Origin of the sequence: Saccharothrix coeruleofusca (assembly GCF_017876325.1) — a bacterium.
GTDB lineage: Bacteria > Actinomycetota > Actinomycetes > Mycobacteriales > Pseudonocardiaceae > Actinosynnema > Actinosynnema coeruleofuscum.
Genome location: NZ_JAGINV010000001.1, coordinates 4,154,175 through 4,179,668 on the forward strand (window position 1 = coordinate 4,154,175; position 25,494 = coordinate 4,179,668).

At 70.5% G+C, this 25,494-nt stretch carries 15 protein-coding genes; 8 read left to right on the plus strand and 7 right to left on the minus strand.

Going from position 1 to position 25,494, the window contains the following annotated elements:
• The first annotated feature begins 281 nt into the window (after positions 1 to 281).
• Positions 282 to 1,007 carry a TROVE domain-containing protein gene (locus tag JOF41_RS18430; RefSeq protein WP_209620711.1) on the plus strand — a complete coding sequence of 242 codons (726 nt, stop codon included), beginning with the start codon at positions 282 to 284 and terminating at the stop codon, positions 1,005 to 1,007.
• A 12-nt stretch (positions 1,008 to 1,019) separates the two neighbouring features.
• On the opposite strand, the gene JOF41_RS18435 is transcribed toward JOF41_RS18430, so the two are convergent.
• Positions 1,020 to 2,258: an SLC13 family permease gene (locus JOF41_RS18435; protein WP_209620714.1), complete on the minus strand. Its 1,239-nt coding sequence runs from the start codon at positions 2,256 to 2,258 to the stop codon at positions 1,020 to 1,022.
• A 142-nt stretch (positions 2,259 to 2,400) separates the two neighbouring features.
• On the opposite strand from JOF41_RS18435, the gene JOF41_RS18440 reads away from it, so the two are divergent.
• Together JOF41_RS18440 and JOF41_RS18445 are read left to right on the plus strand one after the other, a co-directional pair.
• The gene (locus tag JOF41_RS18440; RefSeq protein ID WP_189225028.1) at positions 2,401 to 3,726 is read left to right on the plus strand and encodes a M20/M25/M40 family metallo-hydrolase; all 1,326 of its coding nucleotides are present in this window, start codon (positions 2,401 to 2,403) and stop codon (positions 3,724 to 3,726) included.
• 61 nt (positions 3,727 to 3,787) lie between these two features.
• Positions 3,788 to 4,651 carry an alpha/beta fold hydrolase gene (locus JOF41_RS18445; RefSeq protein WP_189225027.1) on the plus strand — a complete coding sequence of 288 codons (864 nt, stop codon included), beginning with the start codon at positions 3,788 to 3,790 and terminating at the stop codon, positions 4,649 to 4,651.
• Positions 4,652 to 4,700: 49 nt separating this feature from the next.
• Here the strand turns inward: JOF41_RS18445 and JOF41_RS18450 are convergent, their stop codons facing one another.
• Positions 4,701 to 5,396 (minus strand): lytic polysaccharide monooxygenase auxiliary activity family 9 protein, encoded by a 696-nt coding sequence (locus JOF41_RS18450; RefSeq protein WP_229795960.1) that lies wholly within the window; start codon positions 5,394 to 5,396, stop codon positions 4,701 to 4,703.
• A 235-nt stretch (positions 5,397 to 5,631) separates the two neighbouring features.
• Here JOF41_RS18450 and JOF41_RS18455 point away from each other — a divergent pair, with 235 nt between their 5' ends.
• Complete coding sequence (locus JOF41_RS18455; RefSeq protein ID WP_209620717.1) at positions 5,632 to 6,237, plus strand: acetoacetate decarboxylase family protein; 606 nt, start codon at positions 5,632 to 5,634, stop codon at positions 6,235 to 6,237.
• A gap of 84 nt (positions 6,238 to 6,321) precedes the next feature.
• On the opposite strand, the gene JOF41_RS18460 is transcribed toward JOF41_RS18455, so the two are convergent.
• Entirely contained in the window at positions 6,322 to 7,233 is a 912-nt protein-coding gene (locus JOF41_RS18460; RefSeq protein ID WP_209620720.1) for a Gfo/Idh/MocA family protein, read from the minus strand.
• A 50-nt stretch (positions 7,234 to 7,283) separates the two neighbouring features.
• Here JOF41_RS18460 and JOF41_RS18465 point away from each other — a divergent pair, with 50 nt between their 5' ends.
• Positions 7,284 to 8,225 carry a DNA polymerase domain-containing protein gene (locus tag JOF41_RS18465; protein ID WP_209620723.1) on the plus strand — a complete coding sequence of 314 codons (942 nt, stop codon included), beginning with the start codon at positions 7,284 to 7,286 and terminating at the stop codon, positions 8,223 to 8,225.
• 100 nt (positions 8,226 to 8,325) lie between these two features.
• Here JOF41_RS18465 and JOF41_RS18470 read toward each other — a convergent pair whose 3' ends face one another.
• Positions 8,326 to 9,735 carry a glycoside hydrolase family 43 protein gene (locus JOF41_RS18470; RefSeq protein ID WP_209620726.1) on the minus strand — a complete coding sequence of 470 codons (1,410 nt, stop codon included), beginning with the start codon at positions 9,733 to 9,735 and terminating at the stop codon, positions 8,326 to 8,328.
• 1,159 nt (positions 9,736 to 10,894) lie between these two features.
• Between JOF41_RS18470 and JOF41_RS18475 the strand changes: the two genes are divergently transcribed.
• From JOF41_RS18475 to JOF41_RS18485, 3 genes are all read left to right on the plus strand, one after another.
• Complete coding sequence (locus tag JOF41_RS18475; RefSeq protein ID WP_244989626.1) at positions 10,895 to 13,204, plus strand: beta-L-arabinofuranosidase domain-containing protein; 2,310 nt, start codon at positions 10,895 to 10,897, stop codon at positions 13,202 to 13,204.
• Between the two features lie 235 nt (positions 13,205 to 13,439).
• The gene (locus JOF41_RS18480) at positions 13,440 to 14,939 is read left to right on the plus strand and encodes a non-reducing end alpha-L-arabinofuranosidase family hydrolase (protein WP_209620733.1); all 1,500 of its coding nucleotides are present in this window, start codon (positions 13,440 to 13,442) and stop codon (positions 14,937 to 14,939) included.
• A 90-nt stretch (positions 14,940 to 15,029) separates the two neighbouring features.
• Positions 15,030 to 16,688, plus strand: coding sequence for a glycoside hydrolase family 27 protein (locus tag JOF41_RS18485; RefSeq protein ID WP_209620736.1), 1,659 nt, complete (start codon positions 15,030 to 15,032; stop codon positions 16,686 to 16,688).
• A 379-nt stretch (positions 16,689 to 17,067) separates the two neighbouring features.
• On the opposite strand, the gene JOF41_RS18490 is transcribed toward JOF41_RS18485, so the two are convergent.
• Genes JOF41_RS18490 through JOF41_RS18500 form a run of 3 tightly spaced genes read right to left on the minus strand, consistent with a single transcriptional unit; the run spans position 17,068 to position 25,017 of the window.
• Positions 17,068 to 18,099, minus strand: a complete 1,032-nt coding sequence (locus JOF41_RS18490) for a YncE family protein (RefSeq protein WP_209620739.1) — start codon at positions 18,097 to 18,099, stop codon at positions 17,068 to 17,070.
• Between the two features lie 43 nt (positions 18,100 to 18,142).
• Positions 18,143 to 18,613 carry a hypothetical protein gene (locus tag JOF41_RS18495; protein ID WP_189225018.1) on the minus strand — a complete coding sequence of 157 codons (471 nt, stop codon included), beginning with the start codon at positions 18,611 to 18,613 and terminating at the stop codon, positions 18,143 to 18,145.
• Complete coding sequence (locus JOF41_RS18500) at positions 18,610 to 25,017, minus strand: golvesin C-terminal-like domain-containing protein (protein WP_209620742.1); 6,408 nt, start codon at positions 25,015 to 25,017, stop codon at positions 18,610 to 18,612. The genes JOF41_RS18495 and JOF41_RS18500 overlap by 4 nt, the downstream gene beginning before the upstream one ends.
• Positions 25,018 to 25,494: the final 477 nt, after the last annotated feature.

The following is a 25,494-nucleotide window of genomic DNA, read 5'->3' on the forward strand; positions in this document are numbered from 1 at the left end:
ACCAACGTCGACGATCCACCAGCCCGAAGAGGGCAGCGAACCAGAACCGATCCGCGGGCTCGTAGCGGACCGGGCCCGCGACTTGCCGATGGAGTACCGCGTTCTCGTGCCGCAGCACAAGCAGCTCGGCTTCCTTCGCCGCCTCGCCGCGCAACAGGACCGCCGGAACGGACAGCAACCTCCGGGTCACCTTGTACAGCAGGGACACGATCACCCAGACATGATCTCAACACGGTGACACCCCGCTCCACCAGCGACGATGACTTTTCGAGCGGCACAACATGGCGCTGCTGCGCAACCTGCGCAACTTCGACCAGGCCGGGGTCTCGGACGCGGTGGCGGCCGAGGTCGCGGCGCGGCTGGCCGATCCGGCGCGGGTCCAGCGGTCGCGACAGCTGCCGATGCGGTTCCTGTCCGCGCACCGGGCGGTGCCGTCGTTGCGGTGGGCGTGGGCGCTGGAGCGGGCGATCGACCACTCGCTGCCCAACGTGCCCGCGCTCGGCGGGCGGACGCTGATCCTGGTCGACACCTCGGGCTCCATGGACTCGCGTTTCTCCAGGGACGGCAGCCTGATGCGGTGGGACGCGGCCGCGGTGTTCGGCATCGCGCTGGGCCTGCGCTGCGAGCACGGCGAGGTGGTGTCCTTCTCGGACAGCACCAGGCCGTTCGACGTGGCGAAGGGCGAGTCGCTGCTGCGCGCTGTGCAGCGCTGGAAGGAGGGTGGCTACTTCATCGGCAGCGGCACGCGCACCAAGGCCGCCGTGCGGCGCCACTTCGACGGCCACGACCGGGTCGTGATCCTCACCGACGAGCAGGCCGCCTATGGCGACGTCGGCCGCGCCCTGCCCGCGAGCGTACCGCTCTACACGTGGAACCTCGCCGGGTACCGGTTCGGTCACGCGGCGTCGGGCGGCGGCAACCGGCACACCTTCGGCGGCCTGGGCGACCAGGCGTTCCGGATGATCCCGCTGCTGGAGGCCGGGCGGGACGCCACGTGGCCGTTCTGAGGACGGGGCGGCTCAGCCGAAGTCGGGCACGACGAGGACCAGCCAGATCACCAGGGGCGCGACCGCGACGACCACGCCGCCGTAGGCGAGCAGCTGCTTGAAGAACCGGTCGCGATCGACGTCCTTGGCGTTGGCCAGCACCAGCGCGCCGTTGGTGCTGAACGGGCTGACGTCGACCACGGTCGCGGAGACGGCCAGTGCCGCGACCATGCCGACCGGCCCCACGGTGCCCAGCGCCAGGAACGGCACGGCCAGCGGGATCAGGGCGCCCATGATGCCCACGGAGGAGGCGAAGGCGGAGACGACGGCGCCGGTGTAGCACAGCAGCAGCGCGGCGAGGACGGGGATGCCGACGTCGCTGACCGCGTTGCCCGCGTAGTCGATGGTGCCCAGTTCCCGCAGCACGCCGACGTAGGTCAGGACGCCGCAGATCAGCAGCACGGTGGGCCAGGTGATCTCGGCGACGGCCTGGCGGCTGGTGGCGGGCCAGGCGATGCTGAGCAGCACGGCGAGGGTGATGGCGGTCAGGCCCACGTCCAGGTCGAGCACCAGGGTGCTGAGGACCAGGGCCACCAGACCGGTCAGGGTGGCCACGACCGGCAGGCGCGGCTTGGTGGTGGCGGCCTGCTCGGGGGGCGGTTCCTGCGGCGCGGTGCCGCGACGGCGCAGGACGGCGTGCAGGACCGCGGCGATGGCGGTGTTGGCCACCAGGCTGGCCAGGAAGAGCACGAGCGGGTTGCCGGGGATGCCGTCGCGCTCGACGATGCCGTTGACGATCGAGCCGTAGACGCTGATGGGCGAGAAGCCCCCCGCCTGGGCGCCGTGCACCACCATGGCCCCCATGAGCAGGGGGTTGATGCCGTGCCGGGCGGCGAAGCCCAGGGCGACGGGGGCGACGATGGCCACCGCCGCCGGGCTGACCGCGCCGATGGCGGTGAGCACGGCGGTGATGGCGAACATCACCCACGGGATGAGCGCGGTGCGCCCGCCGACCAGGCGGACCGCGGCCGCGACCAGCCAGTCGGTGGTGCCGTTGGCCCTGGCCAGCGCGAACAGGTAGGTCACGCCGACCAGCACCACGAAGATGTCGCCGGGGAAGCCCGCGAAGATGGCGTCGCCGTCCATCCCGCCCGCGAGGGTGCCGACCAGGAACGCCCCCGCGAAGGCCAGCGCGCCCATGTTGACCGGCAGGGTGGTGGCGAGCAGGAAGATCACCGCGAGGACCAGGATCGAGACCAGTTGGGCTGTCAACGACACCTCCTGGAGTGGTCTGAGCCACTGTCGTGGTTACTCGCCGCGTTGGTCAAGTAGCTGCCCGTCCCCGGTCGCGGTGCGCCGGGCGGGCGGTGGGACTCGTCCGCGCGCGGGCCGCGCCCAGTGGTAGGAAGTGCTGGTGGAGAACTTGGGTGACGGGTTGGACCTGGCGCAGGACGAGGTCGTCTCGCTGGCCAGCGAGCTGATCAGGATCGACACCACCAACACCGGGGACCCGGCGACCGTGGTGGGCGAGCGCGCGGCGGCCGAGTGGGTCGCGGAGAAGCTGGCCGAGGTGGGCTACGAGACCACCTACGTCGAGTCCGGGGCCAAGGGACGGGGCAACGTCATCGCCCGGCTGGCGGGCGGCGACCCGTCGCGCGGCGCGCTGCTGGTGCACGGCCACCTGGACGTGGTGCCCGCGGACGCCTCCGAGTGGTCGGTGCACCCGTTCTCCGGCGCCGTGCAGGACGGCTACGTGTGGGGGCGCGGCGCGGTCGACATGAAGGACATGGTCGCCATGTCGCTGGCCGTGGCCCGCCGGTTCAAGCGGGACGGGATCGTGCCGCCGCGCGACATCGTGTTCGCGTTCCTGGCCGACGAGGAAGCGGGCGGGCTGTTCGGGGCCAAGTGGCTGGTGGAGAACCGGCCGGAGCTGTTCGAGGGCGTCACCGAGGCGATCAGCGAGGTCGGCGGGTTCTCCATCACGCTCAAGGACGACGTGCGCGCCTACCTGGTGGAGACCGCGGAGAAGGGCATCCGGTGGCTCAAGCTGCGGGTGCGCGGCACGGCGGGCCACGGGTCGATGATCCACCGGGACAACGCGGTGGCCAAGCTGGCCGCGGCGGTGACCAAGCTGGGCCAGCACCGCTTCCCGATCGTGCTCACCCCGTCGGTGCGGGAGTTCCTGGACGGGGTCTCGGAGATCACCGGGCTGGAGTTCCCCGAGGACGACATCGAGGGGGCGGTGGGCAAGCTGGGCGCGCTGTCGCGGATGATCGGCGCGACGCTGCGCGACACGGCCAACCCGACGATGCTGTCCGCCGGCTACAAGGCCAACGTGATCCCGTCGGTGGCCGAGGCGACCGTGGACTGCCGCATCCTGCCCGGCCGGGAGGAGGCGTTCGACCGGGAGCTGGCGGAGCTGCTGGGGCCGGAGGTGGAGCGCGAGTGGATCGGGCTGCCGCCGGTGGAGACGACCTTCGACGGGGCGCTGGTGGACGCGATGGTGGCGTCGATCTCCGCGGAGGACCCCGGCGCGAAGGTGCTGCCCTACATGCTCTCCGGTGGCACCGACGCCAAGTCCTTCCAGCGGCTGGGCATCCGCAACTTCGGGTTCGCGCCGCTGAAGCTGCCCGCCGACCTGGACTTCTCCGGCCTGTTCCACGGGGTGGACGAGCGGGTGCCGGTCGACGCGCTGCGGTTCGGCGTGCGGGTGCTGGAGCGGTTCCTGCGCAACTCGTGACGTATCGCCCCGGCCGTCGTTGGTCATCGCGGAGTCGACGACGGCCGGAAGGGGCAGCGGCATGGCGACCGAACGGGTGCGGCTGGAGGACGGCGCCGAGCTGAACGTGGTGCGCGGCGGTCCCCCGGACGCCGAGGTGACCGTGGTGCTCGCGCACGGCTACGCGCTGGACCACCGCAGCTGGCACCGCGTCGTGGCCGAGCTGCCCGCCGACGTCGGGGTCGTCGCCTACGACCACCGCGGGCACGGCGACTCCTCCCCCGCCACCGGGGAGACCGCCACGATCGAGCGGCTCGGCGACGACCTTGGCGAGCTGGTGGAGCGGCTGGTTCCCTCGGGGCGGGTCGTGCTGGTGGGGCACGCGATGGGCGGCATGGCGGTCATGGCGATGGCCGAGCGCCGCCCCCGGCTGTACCGGCAGCGGGTGGCCGGGGTGCTGTTCGTGTCCACCGCGGCGACCGACTTGGCCGAGACGTCGCTGGCCTGGCCCAGGGCGCTGGGCAAGCTGGTGCGCGAGCTGGAGCGGGCGTTCGGGCCGCTGGTGCGGGCGGTGCGGGAGCGGATCGAGCCCGCCAAGACCGCGGGGCTGCGCTGGTGGCTGTTCGGCGACCAGCCGCGACCGCAGGACGTGGAGCTGACCGCGGAGATGGTGTGGCGGCACTGGCCGGAGACCGTCGCGCTGTTCCGGCCCGCGATCGACCGCTACGACCGGGAGGCCGCGCTGACCGTGGCCGGGGAGCGGCCGGTGGCCGCGATAGTGGGCGACGAGGACCGGCTGGTGCCCGAGTCCAACGCCAGGGCGCTGGCCCGCGCGGTCGGCGGGGAGTGCGCGGTGGTCCCCGACGCGGGGCACATGCTGCCGCTGGAGCGGCCCGCGGAGGTGGCGGAGCGGATCGTCGGGCTGCTGTCCCCCTCCCCCGCGTGAGCACCCCGCCCGCCGCCGGGCCTGCTGCCCGGCGGCGGGGACGCGGTGGTCAGCCGGTGAAGTTGACGTCGCTGCAGAAGTAGTAGGACTGGTCGAGGTGGCTGGCCTGCCACACCGTGTAGAGGACGTGGTGGCCGGTGCGGCCCGCCGCGTTGACCTCGACCGGGGTGGTGGGGCCGGTGGAGATCTTGCCGGTCTGGCCGACCAGCTCCAGGTCGCTCCAGCGCAGGCGCTGGGTGGTCGGGTCGAAGCCCTGCCGGGTGGCGTAGACGCGGATGTAGTCCGCGCCGTGCGCGGACTGGTCGTGCAGGTTGAGCCGGAAGCTGCGCGGCTTGTCCACGGTCTTCCAGTTGCCGGGCGTGTCCAGGGCGGCGTAGCGGCCGCTGTGGGCGCGGCCCGCGCTGCACAGCTGCCCGTCGGGGATGGCGCCCTGGTGGTTGCCCTTGACGCCCTCGCGGAACAGGCCGTTCCAGTTCCACATGGCGTTGGGGTCGGCCTTCCACGCCTGGTAGCACATCGGGTCCTGGGTGGCCATCTCCGGCGACTGCCAGTTGGCCGCCCATCGCTGGTAGCAGTCGTAGTGGCGGGCGGGCGGGTCGCTGACCGCGCCGTGGGCCGAGGCGCTGCCGGTGACCAGGGTGGTGAGCAGGGCGAGGGTCGCGCCCAGCACCGTCAGCACTCGTCGGGTGGTGGTTGCGCTGGTGGAAAGCATGAACACCGCCAAATCTCCGTTGATCGACGACATCGGAGCTCCAGCGGCCCCCGGCGGCGGACGGAGCCTTCTGGGAGCGTTCCCAGAATAGCGGACCCCGGCCGTCGCCGCCTCCCCGTCGACCCCGCCGGGGTCCTGGCCCGCCCGGTGACCCGGCGGTGGAGCGCGTCCGCCTTCGCCGGGGACTCGCCGAGGGCGGTCGGGCGGCGCAGACTGTTCGGCACGCGGACGGCCCCGGCCGCGCCTACCAGCGAGCGAGGAGTCCCGAGTGGACGGTTATCCGCCCGAACCGTGGAACCTGCGGGCGCGGGCCTGCGTGTCGCTGTGGTCGGTCGACCGGGACCGGCTGCCCGCGCTGCCGGTGGGCGTGCGGCCGCTGGCGCTGCGCGGGCGGGCCGTGGTGGCCACCGCGTTCGTCGACTACCTGCCCGGCGGCGTGCTGACCTACCGGGAGCTGCTGGCCGCGGTCGCGGTGCGCGGCGGCACGCGCCCAGGGGTGTCGATCACTCACATCTGGGTCGACAGCGCCGCCTCCCGCGCGGGCGGGCGAGAGCTGTGGGGCATCCCCAAGGAGATGGCGGAGTTCGAGGTGGCCGGGGACTTCACCGCGTCCGCGCGGGTGGATGGCGAGGTCGTGGCCTCGGTGCGGTGCGCGGGCCTGCCCTCCGGGGTGCCCGCGCCCGCGTGGGCCTCGACGTGGCAGGAGCTGGGCGGCGAGCTGGTCCGCACCCCGTTGCGCGTCAGCGGGAGGGTGCGCCCGGTGCGGGCGGCGTGGCGGTTGTCCGGGCCGCTGGCGTGGGTGACCGGCGCGCGTCCGCTGGTCAGCGTGGCCGTCACGGACGCGCGGCTGCGGTTCGGGCCGCGCGCCCGGTGAGCGCTCCGCGTCGGGGGCGCCGGGTAGTGGAAACCGGCCCCGGGGGACGGGTCGGGTGGTACTTGCCGACGCGGTGCGGGGTGGTCACGGCCGGGCGCGGTGGACGGCGGTGATCCGCTCGGTCAGCTCGAAGCCCAGCACCGGGTCCGGCGCGGCGGAGAGCAGGCTGTCGTACAGCGGCCGGTAGTGGGCGATCTTGCGCGGGGTGCGGCCGTCGGTGTCGCAGGTGGCCAGCAGCTCCCCCTCCCGCGCGGCGAACCCGGTCAGCGCGGTGTGGTCCAGCCACAGCTCCACCCCCGACTCGGCGAGCACCAGCACCGTCTCCTTGCTGCTGGACCCGGCCAGCCAGCTGGTGCGCAGCCGGGCCGTGCCGGTGCGCCCGCGCGAGCGGTACCGGGCGGCGCCCCACGAGGTCGCGCCGCCGTCGTCCTCGCGCAGCGAGGTCAGCGCCTCCAGCTCGACGAAGCGGGCGATCATGCTCAGCTGGTTGACACCGGAGTCGGTCCAGCTGGAGGCGTAGGAGGCGAAGGCCCGCTCGCCGAGCACCGCGTACGGGTCGTGGAAGGCCGAGGTGATCCGCGTGACCGGCCCCCACTCGGGGTGCCGCCGCAGCTGCTCGGCGGCCCAGCGCACCTCCGAGGAGAAGGCGAAGTGGTGCGCGGTGAACACCCGCTCGGGGGCCAGCGCGCGCAGCCGCTCCAGCAGTGCCAGGTCGTGCACCAGCGGCTTCTCCACCAGCAGCCGGGCGCCGGACCGCGTCAGCGCCAGCTCGGCCAGCTCGGCGTGGGTGTCGGTGGGGGTGGCGATGACGATCAGGTCCGGCTCGTGGGAGGCCAGCGCGGCGGCCAGGTCGCGGTGGTGGGCGACCCCGGCCAGCGGGTCCCCCTCCGGGGCCGCGGTGAACTCCAGCGCCACGTCGGGGCGCTCGGCCAGCACCTCCAGGTGCGTCCGCGCGATGACCCCGAGACCGACCAACCCCACCCGCACCTGGTGCACGTCCGCATTCTCCACTTGCCGCGCGGCGGCGCGGTGGAGAGGGTGGGGCCATGAGCGGTGAGCAGCGGGACGGCGTGGCGCTGACCAACCTCGACCAGCCGCTGTTCGACGGCGCCGGGGCGACCAAGCGCGACCTGGTGGACTACCTCGACGCGGTGCGCGACCGGATCGTGCCCGAGCTGCGCGGCAGGCCGCTGTCGGTGGTGCGGGTGCTGCGCGGGCAGGCCCCGTTCATGCAGAAGAACCTGCCCAAGTACACGCCGGACTGGGTGCGCACGACGCGGGTGTGGGCCGAGCGGTCCCGGCGCGAGATCACCTACGCGCTGTGCGACGACCGGCGCACGCTGCTGTGGCTGGCCAACCAGCGGGCCGTGGAGTACCACGTGACGCTGGGGCTGGACGGGCGGCTGGACCGCCCCACCCACCTGGTGCTCGACCTCGACCCCCCGGAGGGCGCCGGGTTCTCCTCGGTGGTCGGCGCGGCCCGCCTGGTGCGGCAGGCGCTGGCCGACGACGGGCTGACCGGGGTGGTCAAGACCAGCGGGGCCAAGGGGCTGCACGTCTTCGTGCCGGTCGACGCGCACGCCGACGACGTGGCCGCGGCGACCCGCGCGCTGGCGGCGCGGGCCGAGCGGCTGGACCCGGAGCTGGCGACCACCGCGTTCGTCCTGGAGGAGCGGCACGGCAAGGTGTTCCTGGACTCCACCCGCGCCCACGGCGCCACGGTCGCCGCCGCCTACAGCCCGCGGGTGCGACCGGGCACGACGGTGTCGTTCCCGGTGGCGTGGGATGACCTGGACTCGGTCTCGCCGCGCGACTTCACCGTGCGCACCGCCGTGGACCTGCTCGGCGGCCAGGACCCGTGGGCCGCGCGGATGCCCGCGCCCCAGTCCCTGCCCGACGACCTGGTCGCCGAGGGCCACACCATCCCCGTCGCCCGCGTGCAGGCCATGCACGAGGGCAAGCGCCGGGCCCGCGAACGCCGGACCTGAATCCGAGCCGGGGCCTGTCGGCAAAGCCGGATGAGCGGGGTGGCCAGGTCGATCTGCCTCGGCCGGCGGTGGCGGTCTTGTCGCCTGCCACGGCGAGGTCTCACCCCCGTGGCAGGAAATCCGGTGTCCGGTCGTCGGGGACGACGCCCGGCGCGGCCGAGAACTGCCACCAGTTCACGTTGAACAGGTAGCCGCTCCCACCGGTGTAGCGCAGGAACACGTCCTGGTTGCCGGAGGCACCGCTGACGGGGCAGGTCACCGATCGCCACGTCTGCCAGCCGCCGGTGTTGGGGACCGCGCACCGGCCCACGACCGTGCCGGTGACGCCGCCCAGGCGCACCTCGATCGTGCCGCCTGCGGTGGCCGAGGCGACGCGGGCGGTGAATGACGAGGCACCCGCGCCGAAGGCGACGTTGCGGACCTTGGTGTAGTCGCCGTTCTGGAGGGAGCCGATGTTCACGCCGCCCTCGGAGGCGGGTTCGGTTTCGATGCCCGAGCCCCAGGCGATGGTCTCCGCCTCCTGGCGGACGTAGGGGTTGAGCGAGTCCGCAGGCGGGGGGCCCGTGCTGGTCATGGTCAACCCCGGAATGGTGCCGTCACCGTTGTAGGTGAACTTCTCGATCGCCACCGACCGGGTGTAGCCGCCCCCGCCGGGCAGGGCGCCGTTGTGGTAGAAGAAGTAGGAACCGCCCTTGAAGTCCACGATGCCTGGGTGGTTGGTGAAGCTGGAACCCTGGGTCGGCATGACCGTGCCGCGATAGGTCCACGGCCCGGTGGGGCTCGGGGCGGTGGAGTAGGCGATGAACTCCGAGCAGCACTGCGCCGCGAAGATCATGTAGTACAGGCCGTCGCGCTTGTAGACCCAGGGCGCTTCCTCGTACAGCGTGGTCCTGGTCGGGTGACCGGTGCGGGTGCCGAACCCGGCGGTGGTGAGCGGGATGCGGGTCGGGCTGCCGGAGAACGAGATCATGTCGGCGTTCAGCCGCACGTACCACAGGTTCGGGTTGCCCCAGTAGAGGTAGGCCTGGCCGCTGTCGTCGATGAAGGCGTGCGGGTCGATCTCGCCGTTCTCCACCAGCGGGCGGCCGATGGCGTCGCGGAACGGGCCGGTGGGGCTGTCCGAGACGCCCACGCCGATGGCCATCCCGCCACCGCGGCGGCGGACCGGGACGTACCAGTAGAACTTGCCGTTGCGCTCGATCGTGTGCCCCGCCCAGGCGTTGGCGTCGGCCCACGCGAAGGTGCCGAGGTTCATCGGCACGCCGTGGTCGGTCCAGTTCACCATGTCGGTGGAGGAGAAAACCCGCCACTCGCGCATGGTGAACGTGGTCGAGCCGTCCTCGTCGCGTCCGGTGTAGACGTACATTCGTCCGTTGTGGACCATCGGTGCCGGGTCGGCGGTGTAGATGTGCTGGACGACGGGGTTGTCGGCCCTGGCCGCGTCCGGGAACAGCGCCAGGACCGATACGACGCCCACGGCCCAGGCGAGCAGGCGCCTTCGACGTCGCACGGTCGTCCCCTTCGACAGGAGGTCACCGCGAGTGCCGTACCGGGTCGCGGGGCCCCGACTTGCGAGCAGCTGCAGCCACGCCGACGACGGACAGCCAACATGCCATCGCGGCGAATTGTTAGCGCTCATCCACTCCCGCCTCGCTGTCGTCGAAACTGTCGTCGAAGGATCATCGAACAATCGAACGCTGAATCACATTTCAGCAGGTAGGAGACGCATCGCCGGTTCAATCACGACTTCCGCCTCGAGTGGAGATTCGCTCGAACCATCGGTCGCACCTACCTGGGGACCCTGTCTTGTGAGCGTGAACAACGGGTGCTCCACCGCGGCGAGCCGCCCTGCGGTGATCCGTCGCATCGCACCGCCCCTCCGCGCACCGGGAGGCGGGGTGGGGTGCTCGGTCCAGGAGGCCGCGAACAGCACGATCCCCTCGGTCTCAGCGGATTGCCGGGTACGGCCACGTTGCCCCTCCTCGTTGAGGATGCCGATGCGCTGGAAGCACTCCCAGTCCCGAGTGAGCACAAGCGCACGCCAACGCGCTTCGCCTTGATCGACGCGGGGAGCGCGGTCGGGGCGACGGCCCGGTGCGACCGGTCCGAAGCAGGCGGCGGGACGGTCCGAGAAGCGCTCGTGACACCTGTCGGCCTGTCGCGCCACATCGGCCAGGCGGGGACGCTAGCTCATGTTCACGCTCACATAATGACCGTCGAATCGACTCGAAACCAATGAGCCATATGGAGTAAGTTTCGGCGGATTTCCCGGGTGGCAACGGTTGTCCCCCCCACCTTCGAGCTCGCCAACACCGAGGTTGAGCTAAGTGAGCGTTCACATGATCGCGCCGGGCAACCGTTGACTACCGGTCTTTCCCGTGGCTACATTGACCGAAAGTCCAGCGTCAGGGACGGAGAGTCACCGCTCAAGGCTTCCCAGGGCTGCCACATCTCGTCCACAGTGGACGTTGACGTGCGCTGGCGAGGATGGCTCCCGCTCCCGTCGGGAGGCTCCACGCGAGGTGGACTCGGCTCGCGACCAGTTGGGCCTTCCGCTGTCCCACGACACCACCAACCGACGACGCCACCAACCGACGACCCCGCCGACCGCCGACCTCGATGGCGGCCGGCTTCCGAGCACCGGGAGTAGTCACATGTCGTCCTCACCGATGAGCCGACGCGCACTCCTCCGAGCCACCGGCGTCGCCGCCGCGGCCACCACCGTTGCGGGGTTGTCGCCGGGCACCGCCAGGGCGGCCTCCGTGCCGCCTGCCCGCAGTGACCTCGGCGTGTCCGCCTACCCGTTCGACCTCGGGGAGGTGCGCCTGAGCGCGGGCCGCTGGCTGGAGAACCAGAACCGGACGCTGTCCTACCTGCGCTTCGTCGACGTGGACCGGTTGCTCTACAACTTCCGCGCCAACCACCGCCTGCCGACGCGGGGCGCGGCCGCGCTGGGCGGGTGGGAGGCGCCGAACTTCCCCTTCCGCACCCACAGCCAGGGGCACTTCCTCAGCGCCTGGGCGCAGGCGTGGGCCGTGCTGGGCGACGCGACGTGCCGGGACCGGGCCGACCACATGGTGGCCGAGCTGGCCGAGTGCCAGGCCAACAACGCCGCGGCGGGCTTCAACGCCGGGTACCTGTCCGGGTTCCCGGAGTCCGACTTCGACGCGATGGAGGCGGGTTCGCCCAAGTCGGTGTCGTACTACGCGCTGCACAAGACCCTGGCGGGCCTGCTGGACGTGTGGCGCTACATCGGCAACACGCAGGCACGTGACGTGCTGCTGCGGTTCGCGGGCTGGGTCGACTGGCGCACCGGGAGGTTGTCCTACAGCACGATGCAGCGGGTGCTGGGCACCGAGTTCGGCGGCATGAACGCGGTGCTCACCGACCTGTACCAGCAGACCGGCGACGCCCGGTGGCTGACGACGGCGCAGCGGTTCGACCACGCCGCCGTGTTCGACCCCCTGGCGGCCAACCAGGACCGGCTCAACGGGTTGCACGCCAACACGCAGGTGCCCAAGTGGATCGGCGCGGCGCGCGAGTACAAGGCCACCGGCACCACCCGCTACCGCGACATCGCGACCAACGCCTGGAACATCACCGTGGCCGCGCACACCTACGTCATCGGCGGGAACAGCCAGGCGGAGCACTTCCGCGCGCCCAACGCCATCGCCGCCTACCTCAACACCGACACGGCCGAGGCGTGCAACACCTACAACATGCTCAAGCTGACCCGCGAGCTGTGGCTGCTCGACCCGAACCGCGCCGCCTACTTCGACTTCTACGAGCGCGCTCTGCTCAACCACCTGCTCGGCCAGCAGAACACGGCCGACCCGCACGGCCACATCTGCTACTTCACCGGCCTCAACCCCGGCCACCGGCGCGGCAACACCGGTCCCGCCTGGGGCGGCGGCAACTGGAGCACCGACTACACCACGTTCTGGTGCTGCCAGGGCACCGCCCTGGAGGTCAACACCTCGCTGGCGAACTCGATCTACTTCCACAGCGGCACCACGCTGACGGTGAACCTCTACACCCCCTCGGTGCTGACCTGGGCTCAGCGGGGCATCACCGTCACGCAGACCACGACCTACCCGGTATCCGACACCACCACGCTGACCGTGACCGGCGACGTCGGCGGGTCGTGGACGATGCGACTGCGCATCCCCGCCTGGACCACCGGCGCGACCGTCAGCGTCAACGGCACGGCACAGGACATCGCCACGACACCGGGCACCTACGCGAGCCTCACCCGGTCGTGGACCTCCGGCGACACGGTCACCGTCCGCCTGCCCATGCGGGTCGCGGCGCAACCCGCCAACGACAACCCCGACGTCGTCGCGATCACCTACGGACCCGCGGTGCTGGCAGGCAACTACGGCAACACCACCCTGAGCGCGCTGCCCTCCCTCGACGTCGCCTCCATCACCCGCACCAGCACTTCGAGCCTGGCGTTCACCGCGAGGGCCAACGGCGCGACCGTGAACCTCGGCCCGTTCCACGACGCCCACGGTTACAACTACACCGTCTACTGGCGCGCGGGCGGCAACGGGGACGGCGGGAGCTACCGCTTGGTCAACGTCGCGAGCGGGCTGGTCCTGGGCATCCGGGACATGTCGACCGCCGACGGCGGCCTGGCGCTGCAGTGGGGCGACACCGGCACCGCCGACCACGACTGGCAGATGCTGCCCGACGGGGCCAACGTGCGTTTCCGCAACGTCCACAGCGGCAAGGTCCTCGGCGTGGAGAACATGTCCACCGCCGACAACGCCCGCGTGCTCCAGTGGTCCGACACCGGCACCGCCGACCACAAGTGGACCCTGGTGGACAACGGCGACGGCACCCACAAGATCCGCAACGTCCACAGCGGCAAGCTGCTCGGCATCCTCGGCGGCTCCACCGCCCAGGGCGCACAGGCTGTCCAGGACTCCGACAACGGTTCGGCGGACAACCGCTGGCGGCTGGTGCGCAACACGTAGCGCGGCCTCCACCTCGCGTCCGGTGTCACACGCACCACGGCAAGGGCGGTGGAGGGTCGCGACTCCGGTGCCGCCGTCACCCGCGCGCGTGCCTGGCCGTGTCGCGGTGCGCCGGCATCGCCGTAGGGCGGGACCACCGGCGACGGCGGCAACATCGTCCAGCACGGCGACTGGGGCGGCGCCAACCAGCAGTGGCTACTCGTCGTCGGCTGACCCACAGAGAAGGAGCACATCCATGAAAGAGCGATCCTCCCCTCGACGGCGCCGGGCCACCGGCGCCGCCGCAGCCGCCGTCGTCACGTTCGTCAGCGCCGTGATGGTCGCACTCGGCAGCACACCGAGTTCGGCGGCGACGGTCGACACGAGCGCGTGGTACACGCTGGTCAACCGCAACAGCGGCAAGGCGCTGGACGTCTACAACCTGGCCACCAGCGACGGCGCGCGGATCACCCAGTGGACCCGCAACGACGGCAACCAGCAGCAGTGGCAGTTCGTCGACTCCGGAGACGGCTACTACCGCCTCAAGTCCCGCCACTCGGGCAAGGTGCTGGACGTCCACAACTTCTCCACCGCCGACGGCGGCGCCATCGTCCAGTGGACCGACAACAACACCACCAACCAGCAGTTCCGCCTGGCCGACTCCGACGGCGGCCACGTCCGGCTGATCAACCGCAACAGCGGCAAGGCCGTCGAAGTCCAGAACGCCGCCACCGACGACGGAGCGAACATCGTCCAGTACAGCGACTGGGGCGGCACCAACCAGCAGTGGCAACTCGTCCGCATGGGCACGCAGCCGACGACCACGACCACTTCCTCCCAACCCGGTGCGTGCTCGCTGCCGTCGAGCTACCGCTGGTCCTCGGCGGGCCCGCTGGCGCAGCCGAGGTCCGGGTGGGTCTCGCTCAAGGACTTCACCCACGTCGTGCACAACGGCAAGCACCTGGTCTACGCCACCACGCACGACACCGGGACCAGTTGGGGCTCGATGAACTTCACCCCCTTCACCAACTGGTCCGACATGGCCACGGCGAACCAGAACGCGATGAGCTCCGGCACCGTCGCGCCCACGCTGCTCTACTTCGCCCCGAAGAACATCTGGGTGCTCGCCTACCAGTGGGGTGGAACCGCGTTCAGCTACCGGACCTCGACCGATCCCACCAACCCGAACGGGTGGTCGGCGCCGCAGGTGCTGTCCACGGCGAGCATCACCGGCTCCAGCACGGGCCCCATCGACCAGACGCTCATCGGCGACAGCCAGAACATGTACCTGTTCTTCGCCGGTGACAACGGCAAGATCTACCGCCAGGTCATGCCCATCGGGAACTTCCCCGGCAGCTTCGGCTCCTCCTACACGACCATCATGAGCGACACGACGAACAACCTGTTCGAGGCGCCCGAGGTCTACAAGGTCCAGGGCCAGAACCAGTACCTGATGATCGTCGAGGCCATCGGCGCGAACGGCCGCTACTTCCGGTCCTTCACCGCCAGCAGCCTCAGCGGCTCCTGGACCCCGCAGGCCGCCACCGAGAGCAACCCCTTCGCGGGCAAGGCCAACAGCGGCGCCACCTGGACCAACGACATCAGCCACGGCGACCTCATCCGCACCAACCCCGACCAGACCAAGACCATCGACCCCTGCAACCTGCAACTGCTCTACCAGGGCCGCAACCCGAGCTCCGGCGGTGACTACGGCAAGCTCCCCTACCGCCCCGGCCTGCTGACGCTGCAACGCTGACCGACCCCGGAGCCCCCGCACCGAGTGCGGGGGCTCCGGCTCACGACCACGAACGCGAAGCGCGGAACGACCCGTCGACGAAGGAACGCCATGATTCGATTACTCCCCTCCGCCCGCCGCGGGCGGTTCGCCGCGCTGTTGGCGGCCGCCGCCCTGGTGGTCGCGGGTGCGGCCGCCGTGACGACCACCGCCGCGGCTCCGGCCCAGGCCCTGGAGAACGGCGTGGCCCGCACGCCGCCGATGGGCTGGAACACGTGGAACACGTTCGGCTGCGACATCAACGAGCAGCTGATCCGGCAGACCGCCGACGCCTTGGTCGCCAACGGCATGGCCGCACGGGGCTACCGGTACGTGGTGGTGGACGACTGCTGGTTCGACCCCGACCGGGACGCCCAGGGCAACCTCCGCGCGCACCCCACCCGCTTCCCCAGCGGGATGAAGGCGCTCGGGGACTACCTGCACGGCAAGGGCCTGAAGTTCGGCCTCTACCAGGTGCCTGCGGCCGAGACGTGCGCGCAGTACTTCAACGCCTTCCCCGGCGCCACCGGGAGCAAGGGACACGAGGTGCAGGACGCGCGCCAGTTCGCCGCGTGGGGCGTGGACTTCCTCAAGTACGACTGGTGCTCGCCGCAGGGCACGATCGACGACCAGGTCAGGGACTTCGCGAAGATGCGGGACGCCCTGGCCGCCACCGGCAGGCCGATCGTCTACAGCATCAACCCCAACAGCATCCACGCCAAGACCGGCAGGCTGCGCGACTGGGGCGACGTCGCGAACATGTGGCGCACCACCGAGGACATCACCAACCGGTGGGACACCGGCAGTGACGGCAACTCGTTCATGGGCGTCAAGAACATCATCGACTGGACCGTCCCGCTGGCCTCGTACGCCCAGCCCGGTGGCTTCAACGACCCCGACATGATGGAGGTCGGCAACGGCGGGATGACCGACACCGAGCAGCGCAGCCACTTCGCCATGTGGGCGATCATGGCCGCGCCCCTGATCGCGGGCAACGACGTGCGCAACGCGTCCTCGGCCACCCTGAGCATCCTCAACAACAGCGACTTGATCACGGTCAACCAGGACCCCCTCGGCCTGCAGGGCGTCCAGGTCTCCTTCGACGGCACCCGGCGCGTGCTCGCCAAGCGGTTGGCCGACGGGGACGTGGCGGTGGCCATGCTCAACCAGGGCAACACCACCACGACCATCTCGACGACCGCGAACACCATCGGCAAGACCGGGAGCTCCTTCACCCTGCGCGACCTCTGGACGGGGGCGACCTCCACGACCACGGGCGCGATCTCGGCGAGCGTCCCCGCCCACGGCACGGCCGTGTTCCGGGTGAGCGGCGGCGGCGACATCCCGCTGCCCACGGCCTTCGCGCTGCGCAGCGCATCGGCAGGCCGGTGCGTGGACGCGCCCGAGAGCTCCACCGCCGACGGCACCCAACCGGTGATCTGGGACTGCCACGGCGCCGCCAACCAGCGGTTCACGCACACCGGCAACACCTTGCAACTGCTCGGCAAGTGCCTGGAGACGCCGATCAACGCCACCGCGGGCACGAGGGTCCAGTTGTGGGCCTGCAACGGCGGCACGCACCAGCAGTGGACCCTGAACGGCAATGGCACGATCAGTAACGCGCGGAACGGGCTGTGCCTCGACGTCGACAACAACGGCACGGCGAACAACACGCCGGTGATCGTGTGGACCTGCCATGACGGCGCCAACCAGCGGTGGACCCGAGTCTGATCGGGACACGGGGAGCCAAGGTGCGAACACCACCGCAGACCTGCCCCGACGAGCTGAGCGACCGTGCGGTCCCGCGGTCCCCGGAGCCGGACCGGGAAGACGAGCGCAAGCTCCGCACCGGTACCACCACGCTGCCTGAGCCGCTCGGACGACATCCTCGGCGAGTACAGCACCGGCTCCCCGGACTGCTGCGCGAGTACCAGCAGTTCCGCGACACCCACCGACCCACCATGGCATCACCGGTGCCCGACCACTGCGCGGGCGGCATTTTCGAGCGAGCACGAGGGTCCGCCACCGCACGTGCCGACGAGGCGAGGTGGCCGAACCCCGCACCGCTGCGGGTGCGGCGTTCGGCCACCTCACCGGGTTGATCCGCTCATCAGCCAACGGGGTAGCGCTCGACCTCCAGGCGCGGCTGCGGGTCGTTGTTGTGCCTGGTGACCACAAACAGCGTCCGCTGGTCGGCAGACCAGGCCAAGCCACGCGGCTGCACCGTCTCGCCGCTGTCCAGTGCGACGGTGTTCACCGGCGTCGCGCCGCCGACGCGGTAGATCAGCACGTCGCTGGAGTCGTTGGTCAGCGCTCCCGCAGCCACGTAGGCGCTGTCCGGCGCCAGCGACACGGCAGCGGGTCGAGGCCGGGCGGCGTACGCACCGCGACGCGCCAAGTCCGCCGTCGCGAACGCCTCGACCCGGTCCCGGCCCCCGGCCGCGCTGAACAGCGTCGCCCCGTCACCGGTCACGTCGAGGTCCGCGAGCCCGGCGCCCACCACGTCGCCGGACGCCCCGGCCGTCAGCGCCGCCCCCGAGACGGTGTAGACCTGCACCGTCGACTGGCTCAACGACAACTGCCCGGCCACCAGCGGTCCCTGCTCGGTGCCGGAGGACGCCAGCAGCGGAGCCCGCTGGAACCGGGTGGCGCCCTGCTGGTCGCCCTGCACCGGCTCGGCCGCCGCCGGGTCCAGCCTGCCGATCTTGCCCGACCAGTTGCCGTCCGCGCAGCCGTAACCGAACCACACCACACCACCCGTGCGGGCCAGGTGAGTGGGGCACGAGCCCGCCCCGGTCGGGTACCGCGCGGTCTCGGCCAGGGTCGACGTGTCGACCACCGAGATGCCGTCGCCCGCCGACAGCGCCACGAACAGCCGCGTGCCGTCCCCGCTCAGCTCCAGGCCGTCCGCACCCGGCTGGTTCTCGATCACCGCGCGGACCCGGCCGGAGAAGTCCGCCACCGCCACGCCGTTGGACGACGCACCACCGGAGACGAACACCCTCTGGTGGACGCTGTCCACCACGACGTCGCCGAACCCCGACAACGGCAGCGCTGTCGCCGCCGACGCCACCGGCGCCGAGACCGCCGACATCGCCGTCAGCGCGGCGACCCCCAGGCACACCAACGCACCCCGCCCCATGGCTCCCCCTCCGTAGTCGGCCCAGGGAATCCCCCGTGCCGTCTCAACCGTCCACTTTCCGCGTTTCGAGCAACACTGGTATGTCGTCGTGCCGGGTGGTCTCCACCGTCATGACGACTCTCCGATCGCACGCGCCCGCCAGCCAGACCATGAACCGCTCCAGCGAGCCGAAGCGCTCACCGTCCGCGATCTCGGCCGGGTCGAAGCTGAACTCGACCTCCTCCACGTCGGAGAAGAAGCAGTCGAACCACACCTCGCCCACGCGGACGGCCAGCCGGGCGGACACGTCCTGGTCCTCCGCCGAGGCGAAGAACTCCGACACCGAGAACTCCTCCAGCGGACGCGGTTCGCCGTCGACCTCGAACTGGTGCTCCCAGGACGATTCCACGACCGCGCGTACCAGGCGCTCCCAGACCGGCAGGCCGGCCTCCAGCACGCACACGTCGCGCAACGATCCGTCGGCCTCGAAGTCCTCTTGGCGGAAGCCGCCGCTGACCTCAACGCGATCTGTCACAGGAACCCCTCGAAAGTCATCCGGCCGCCGCGCATGCTCCACCTCGCGCCGACACCGTTGCCCATCCTGATGTCCAAAGTAGACCCGCCGTAGTGCGGTGTCGCGTTGTGGTTGAGCTTCCTGGTCGCCCGGGGATCGGTCAGGATCTCCTCGACGTACGTGTCGCCCACGAAGTTGCGGTCGGAGTTGCTCTTCGCGCCGAAGTCGTACTTGTCGCGCTGCGCCTGCGGTCGGTTGGGCGCGCTGTGCTTCTGGATGCTGCGCCCGGCGGGGGACAACTTCTTGGCCGAACCGCCTTCGGTCGCCAGCTTGTGCAGCTGGTCCGGCGTGGCGCTGTCCAGGTCGCAGTTGTGGACCAGGACCGGGATCTCACCCGCGTGGATGTAGTAGGTATGGACATCGGCGACCGTGAGGTTGTGGACCTGCTTCTCCTCGGTCCACACCCTGGTCGACACCACCGACAGCCTGAGGCCGCGGTCGGTGCGCACCTGGTCGCCGGGGCGCAGGTCCTGCGCGTCGATCCAGCGGCCCTGGTCGTCCACCCAGAAGGGGTGCTTGTCGGTCGCGATCACCGCTCCGGTGGCCGTGCCTGCGTCCCCGTCCGCGTCGACGGTGATTTCGACCAGGTCCTTCGTTCCCCGGCCGGTGATCGAAGCGATCACCGGTTTGCCGGTCACGTCGCCGGTTTCCGGGTCGGTGGCCAGCACCTCGTCGCCGATGCGCACGTCCTCGATCGGCTTGCGGGTGCCGTCCGCCATCGCGACCGCCGCTCCCGGCGCGAAGCTGTTGCACGTCGACGACTTCGACTTCCCACCGCCGCCGGCGGCGCTCTTCGTAGCGCTGGTGCCGCCGCCGTTGGCTGCCTTGCCGCCGCCCGAGCCGCCGCCGGAGGCCTTCTTGCCCGTCGACGTCGTGCCACCGGCCTTGCCGCCCCCGCCCCCGGAGGGCTTGCCGCCACTCGATCCGCCTGCTTTCGGCGCCGGTTTCGGCGCCGGAGCCGCCTTGGCACCGTTGGCCCCGGCGTCGGCCGCCTGGCCTGCCGTCTTCGCCGTGCTCTGCCCGGCGCTCGCCGCCTTCGCGCCGCCCTGCGCCGCCTCGGCGCCCTTCACCGCGTACTTGCCCGCCTTGACCGCGGTGGCGCCCCACCCGGCGAACGGCACTGCGGCGGCCGCGGACAACGCGGCGTTGGCGTAGTCGCCCTCGGCGGCGTACCAAGCGGAGTTGGCCAGGTCCGCGGCCTCGCCGACCACGGGGATCACGCCGACGACGTCGAGTGCCGCGTGCCCGACCTCCTTGGCGTTGTCCTTCACCCAGTCGACGGCGTCGTCGAGCCACCCGTGGCCGTCGATCTCCACTTGGGACAGCGGGTTGCCCGCGCCGAAGGAGTAGCGGTTGTTGGTCCAGGGATCGGTGGTCATGCCGAGGTCGGCGAGCGCCCCGTTGTACAGGTCCAGGGTCAAGAACCGGTTCAGGCCGGGCGAGTAGTCCCGGAACCCCATGTCGTAGGTGTCGGTGCTCTTGTCGTGCCGGGCGGTGTTGAACCGGTAGGAGTTCTCCTCCGGCTTGTCCGGGTTCGCCTGGTCGGGCTTGTCCTCGCCGGAGAACTCCTCTTCGTCGTCCTTGCCGTAGGCGGTGTAGCCGTAGGTGGACTTCGTGTCGCCGTTCGCATCGGTGACCTGCTCGACATCCGAGTGCGGGTTGAACCCGTAGACCGAGTCCTCCTCGCCGCCGTCGTCGGAGTACTTGACCTGTGCGAGCAGCTCGCCGTCGTTGGAGTACTGGTACGCCTTGCGGAGCTTGCCGTTCTCGTCCTCGGTCAGAACCTGGTCGGACAGGCCCAGGTAGTGGAACGCCGTGGTCTTGTCGCCCTCGACCAGGGTCTGCTGCCGGTCCAGCGGGTCGTAGGTGTACTTGGTGGTCCTCGGTCCGGAGCCCTGGTCCTTGACGTGCTCCACCTTGCGGTCGAACCCGTCGTAGGTGTACTTCTCCACCTGCTTGCCGGACTGCGTCACCTGGTGCAGGCGGCCGAACGCGTCGTAGTCGTAGTTCGCCCGCTGCCCGTCCGTGGTGGACGACAGCAGTCGGTTGCGGTCGTACTCGAACGTGGTGTGCGCGCCGCCGACCCGCTGGTCCCAGACGTTGCCGTTGTCGTCGTGCTTGTACTCCTCGGTGCGTTCGCCGTCTCCGCCCTTCTTCGTCACCTTCCGCACCCGGTCGCGCGGGTCGTAGGTGTAGGTGGCGTCGGCGTTGATGGTCGCGCCGTGGTCGTCCGCGTTCTGCTTGCGCCCGTCGTCGCGGGTCTTGTTGGAGTTGGAGTCGTACTCCAGGTTGTGCTCGGCGACGACCTGGTCGCTGTTCTTCTCCAGCTGCCGGCGCAGCAGCCCGTCGAGGTAGTAGGTGTAGTCGACGGTGTTGCCGTTGCTCTTGACGTGCCGCTCGACGTGACCGCGAGGCGTGTAGGTGAAGGAGTTGACCTTGCCCTGGTCGCTGTCGTCCTTCTTGTTGGTGACCTTCGTGACCAGATCGCGCGCGTTGTACTCGTAGAGCGACGACTTGCCGTCGAACTTGGCGAACGTCAGGTTGTCGTTCTCGTCGTAGCGGTAGTCGGTGGTGTGCTTGACCGCGCCGGCCTTGAGCTCCTCGACCTTCTCCGCCAGGTTCACCGCGTTGTACCCGACGCGGTAGGCGTCGACCGGGGTGTTCGGCGTGGAGTCGGTCATCTCCACGAGGTTGTCGTTCGGGTCGTACCGGTGCTCGAAGACCTTCTTCTCGTCGTCGGCATCGGCGCTGTTGTCGCGCACGAGTTGCACGGCGTCGGCGGCCACGGTGCCGTTGGCCTTGCCGGACAGGGTGATGGTGCGCAGCTGTCCCGCCGACATGGCGTACTCGCCGATGCTGGTCCACTCACCGGCCCGCCGGGTCTGGTCGACGGTCGCGGTGCTCGTGCCGCCGTTGTGCTCCACGGTGTACGCGGCGTCCGTGGCCGTCCCACCGGGGTGGCGGACCAGCACCTCGTACGTGCCGTCGGCCGGAACGGCGGCCTTCCAGGCGAACGTGGCGTCGTCGGCATCGGTGGCGCGGTACGCGGCGCCTTGGAAGCCCCTGCCGGACTCCTCGGTGCGCCAGTTCCCCTTCACCTGGGTCCGCGCCGCGTTGGAGTTGTCGACGACCACGACGTTGCGGCCCACCGGGACGCCTTCGTCGGAGCGCTTCTTGAGCTTGCCGTCGGGGAAGTACTCCCACGTCTCCACGCGCTGCGCACCCCCGCCAGCGCTGGTCACCGTGCGGTTGGACTGCTGGCCCGTGGCGGTGTAGTCGTAGGCGGTCCTGATGTCCCACGGGTCGGTCGACGTGCGCAGCCAGCCGTTGTCGTAGTACGTCTGCCTGGTGATGTTGCGGACAGACTCACCGTGCGACGGCGGTGCGCTGACCTCCACTAGGTCGCCGACCTCGTTGTAGCTCTTGATCGTGGCGATCGGCGTCTTGTGCTCCGGGTCGGCCGGGTCGTAGGGCAGGATCTCCTCGCGCACCCGGTTGAGCTCGTCGTAGACCGTCTCGCTGACGAAGTCGTCGCCCTTGTCCGGTGTGTCGACCCCGCGCGGGTTGGTGGTGCGGGTGAGGTTTCCGACCTGGTCGTACTCGTAGCGGGTGGTGAAGTACCGGATGGTGCCGTTGTCGGAGCTGTGCGGCGAGCGGACCTCCCGCTGCATGCCGCGCTCGTCCAGCTCGATGAGCGTCTCGTTGCCCTGCTCGTCGGTGCTGGCGACGACGTTGCCGTCGCGGTCGTAGCGCGTCTTCGCCGAGTGGCCTTCCGCGTCAACGGTTTCGATCACCTGGTGGTTGGCGTCGAAGACGTACCGGGTGGTGAAGTCATCGGGGTTCGGGGTCTTGTTCTTGCGCGCGTCGGCCTCTTCGACGAGGTTGCCGACGTCGTCGTACTCCGCGCTGAGCACGTTTCCGTTGGCGTCGACGACCCGGACGGCCCGATCGAGCTCGTCGTAGGTGAACGTGTAGGTGAAGTCGTCCGGGTCCTGCGGGGTCAGCGTCCCTTTGGGCTCGGTCTGCCTGATCAGGTTGCCGACCGCGTCGTAGTCGAACGTGGTCAGCTTCTCCGGGCCGTTCGCGTCGTCCTTGGGCGCGTAGATGCCGACCTGGCGGTCCATCGGGTCGTAGACGGCGCGGGTGACGGCGCCGTTCGCAGCGGTGCTGGTCACCACGTTGTCGTTGCGGTCGTAGCGCGGGCCCGGCGTGACGATGTGGACGCCGGCCGCCTGGTCCTTCGGCTCGCGCGCGTCCAGCGGGCGCTTGAAGATGTCGTAGGTGTAGGTGCTGGTCTTGCCCCGCGCGTCGGTGACGGAGGTAACGTTGCCGACGTCGTCGTAGCGGTAGGCCGTGGCACAGTTGAGCGGGTCGGTGATCAGCCGCGGGTAGCCGTTGGCGTCGTAGTCGCTGTACTTGGTGGTGTGGCCGTTGGCGTCGGTCTGCTCGATCAGGTGCCCGAAGCCGTCGTAGGAGTAGCGTGACGTGTAGTCGCCCTGCTCTGGGGTGGCGCTGCCCTTCGGATCGGTGACGGCGAGGAGGTTGCCCTTGTCGTCGTAGGCGAAGGCCCACTGGCGGCCCTCGGGGGTGGTCTTCCCGGTCAGGTCGGCGACGTGCCCGTCGAGTTCGGTGCGGTAGCCCAGGCGGGTGGCCGGTCCGTCGGTCCGGTTGGCCTCGGCGTCGCGGATCTCCAGCGGGAAGCCGGTCTTCTGGTCGTAGGACCAGGTCTGCGTGGCGCCGTTGTGCTCGACGAGGCGGACGACGTTGTTGTCGGCGTCCCAGTGCAGCCGGGTGGTCTCGTCCTTGGCGTTGGTGATGCGCTCCGCCCGCCCGTAGCCGTCGAGCAGGGTGCGCGTAGTGCGGCCGTTGCCGTCCACCAGCGTGGAGTCGACCTTCGACCCCTTGTCGCCGTCCGGGTCGACGTAGTCGAAGTTCGTCGCGGCCCGGCCCCGGTCGGTGACGGTCCGGACGTTCCACTTGCGCAACGCCTCACCGGCGCCGGTGAAGTAGTCCACCCTGGTGGTGCCGCCGTTCGGGTCCACCACCGACAGCAGCTTGGCGTTGGCTTCGTCGTAGAAGAACGTGAACGGCTTGGCGTCCGGGTTGCCCTGGCCGTCGACGACCTCGCCGAGGTGGCCCTTGTCGGTGTAGGTGAACGCCACCACCCGGCCGGACACGTCGGTGATCGACTTGACCTTGTTGATGATGAACAGGTTGTCCAGGTTCGTCCCGGTCAGCTTCCGGCCACCCAGGATGTACGAGAACGCGTCACCGCGCTGGTAGTAGTCCAGCGTCAGCGTGCGGCGCCCGTTGGCGTCGGTGACGTGCTTGAGCACACCGGTGTTGCGGTTGCCCAGCAGCGCCCGCTCGTAGGTGAACGACATGGTGTTGCCGCTCTTGTCCACCGTCGCCGTGTGGTAGCCCTGCCCGTCGAAGAAGAACCGCGTGCGCTCCGGCGTGGTGAAGCTCCACCGGCGGTCCTCCCCGTTGTCGGGCAGGTACTGCAGGTACAGGTGCACACCGGCAGGCGCGTCGTAGGTCCACTTCCGGCTGTCGGCGCTGTCGTGCTTGTTCAGCTCGAACACGTGCCCGGTGCCGTCGCCGTCGACCAGGGTCACCGTGGTGGGCCACCCGAGCAGTCCCGGCAGCAAGCCGCCGAACGCCAGCGGTGTGCCGAGTCGGTTCAGCGTCGACGCCGTGACCGACCACCCGGGGCCCGCGTAGGAGTCCGAGGTGTCCGAGGAGTTGTAGGTCACCCGGCTGAAGCTCGCCAGGCCGCGGCTGGGGTTGGTCAACACGTCGTAGTTCCACACGGCGTTGCCGGAGAACTCGTTGACGGACAGGTCCCCGCCCGCGCCGGTGGGGACACTGGCGTAGGAGTAGAAGTGCTCCAGCCCGAGCTGGTCGGAAGTGGGCTCCTCCACGCGCACGTCGAGGTCGAGGGTGGGCACGCCCGTCGTCTCGGACAGCCACTTGCGGGTGCTGTTGTCGTAGACGTCCCACCGCAGCGTGAACTGCTCGCGGTCGTTGCCGATGTCGGCCAGTTGCGGGGCTTTCACCCGTGCGTCCAGAGTGGCCTCCGCGCCCGGCGCCACGCTCGCGGGCAACGCGGTGTCCAGCCGGTTCCCGGCCGTGGCGTCAGTGCCGTTGGGCAGGGTCCAGTGGTAGGACAGCACGTGCCTGCCCGCCACCAGCGCTTGCTGCGTGGTGTTGCGGACGGTCACCCGCACCGGGTGCTCGTCACCCGGGATCATCCGTCGCGGCGTGTCCGGGGCCGCGTACGCCGCGGACGCCTGATCCGCCCGGATCAGCCTGCTCTCCGGCGCCTGGGCGGACGAACGGGCTGCCTCCGCCGCCACGGCCACCTGGGTGCACCTCTGAGACGGTGGCGCGACCGCCCTGGGTACGACCTCCGCCGCTCTCGCGGCCGGTGTCGGCACCGGTAAGAGCCCGGCCGCCGCCAACGCCAACGCCGAAGCGGCAGACCAGAGCAGACGTGCTTTCCCCTTGTTCACCTGTTCCCCCCGCGCTCACGCACAGGCACGCCCCAGCACCGGCCGCCCCGGAAGACGCCGTCAACGTGAGCGAGCTGCGTTCCGCCCCTACGAACACCCCTCGAACAACAGGCCGCATAACCCCCACCAGAACGGCCTCGCAAGCATTCAAACACAGCGGGGGTGATCAGGAGTGACCTATTCAGGTGACGGGAGGACTGCCGCAGACCTACTCGGCGTAGAGCCGGCATCAGCACGGCCTGCCGCCCAGACGAGCGGCTCTGCCGAACGAGCGGTGCGACTCGGGGTGAAGAGGGCCGGCCGCGTCCGGCGGCCAAGCGGCCGTCG

Coding starts and splice junctions, on each gene's coding strand:
- JOF41_RS18485 (WP_209620736.1), top strand. CDS start 15,030: ATGATTCGATTACTCCCCTCCGCCCGCCGCGGGCGGTTCGCCGCGCTG.
- JOF41_RS18430 (WP_209620711.1), top strand. CDS start 282: ATGGCGCTGCTGCGCAACCTGCGCAACTTCGACCAGGCCGGGGTCTCG.
- JOF41_RS18490 (WP_209620739.1), bottom strand. CDS start 18,099: ATGGGGCGGGGTGCGTTGGTGTGCCTGGGGGTCGCCGCGCTGACGGCG.
- JOF41_RS18475 (WP_244989626.1), top strand. CDS start 10,895: ATGAGCCGACGCGCACTCCTCCGAGCCACCGGCGTCGCCGCCGCGGCC.
- JOF41_RS18465 (WP_209620723.1), top strand. CDS start 7,284: ATGAGCGGTGAGCAGCGGGACGGCGTGGCGCTGACCAACCTCGACCAG.
- JOF41_RS18480 (WP_209620733.1), top strand. CDS start 13,440: ATGAAAGAGCGATCCTCCCCTCGACGGCGCCGGGCCACCGGCGCCGCC.
- JOF41_RS18445 (WP_189225027.1), top strand. CDS start 3,788: ATGGCGACCGAACGGGTGCGGCTGGAGGACGGCGCCGAGCTGAACGTG.
- JOF41_RS18450 (WP_229795960.1), bottom strand. CDS start 5,396: ATGTCGTCGATCAACGGAGATTTGGCGGTGTTCATGCTTTCCACCAGC.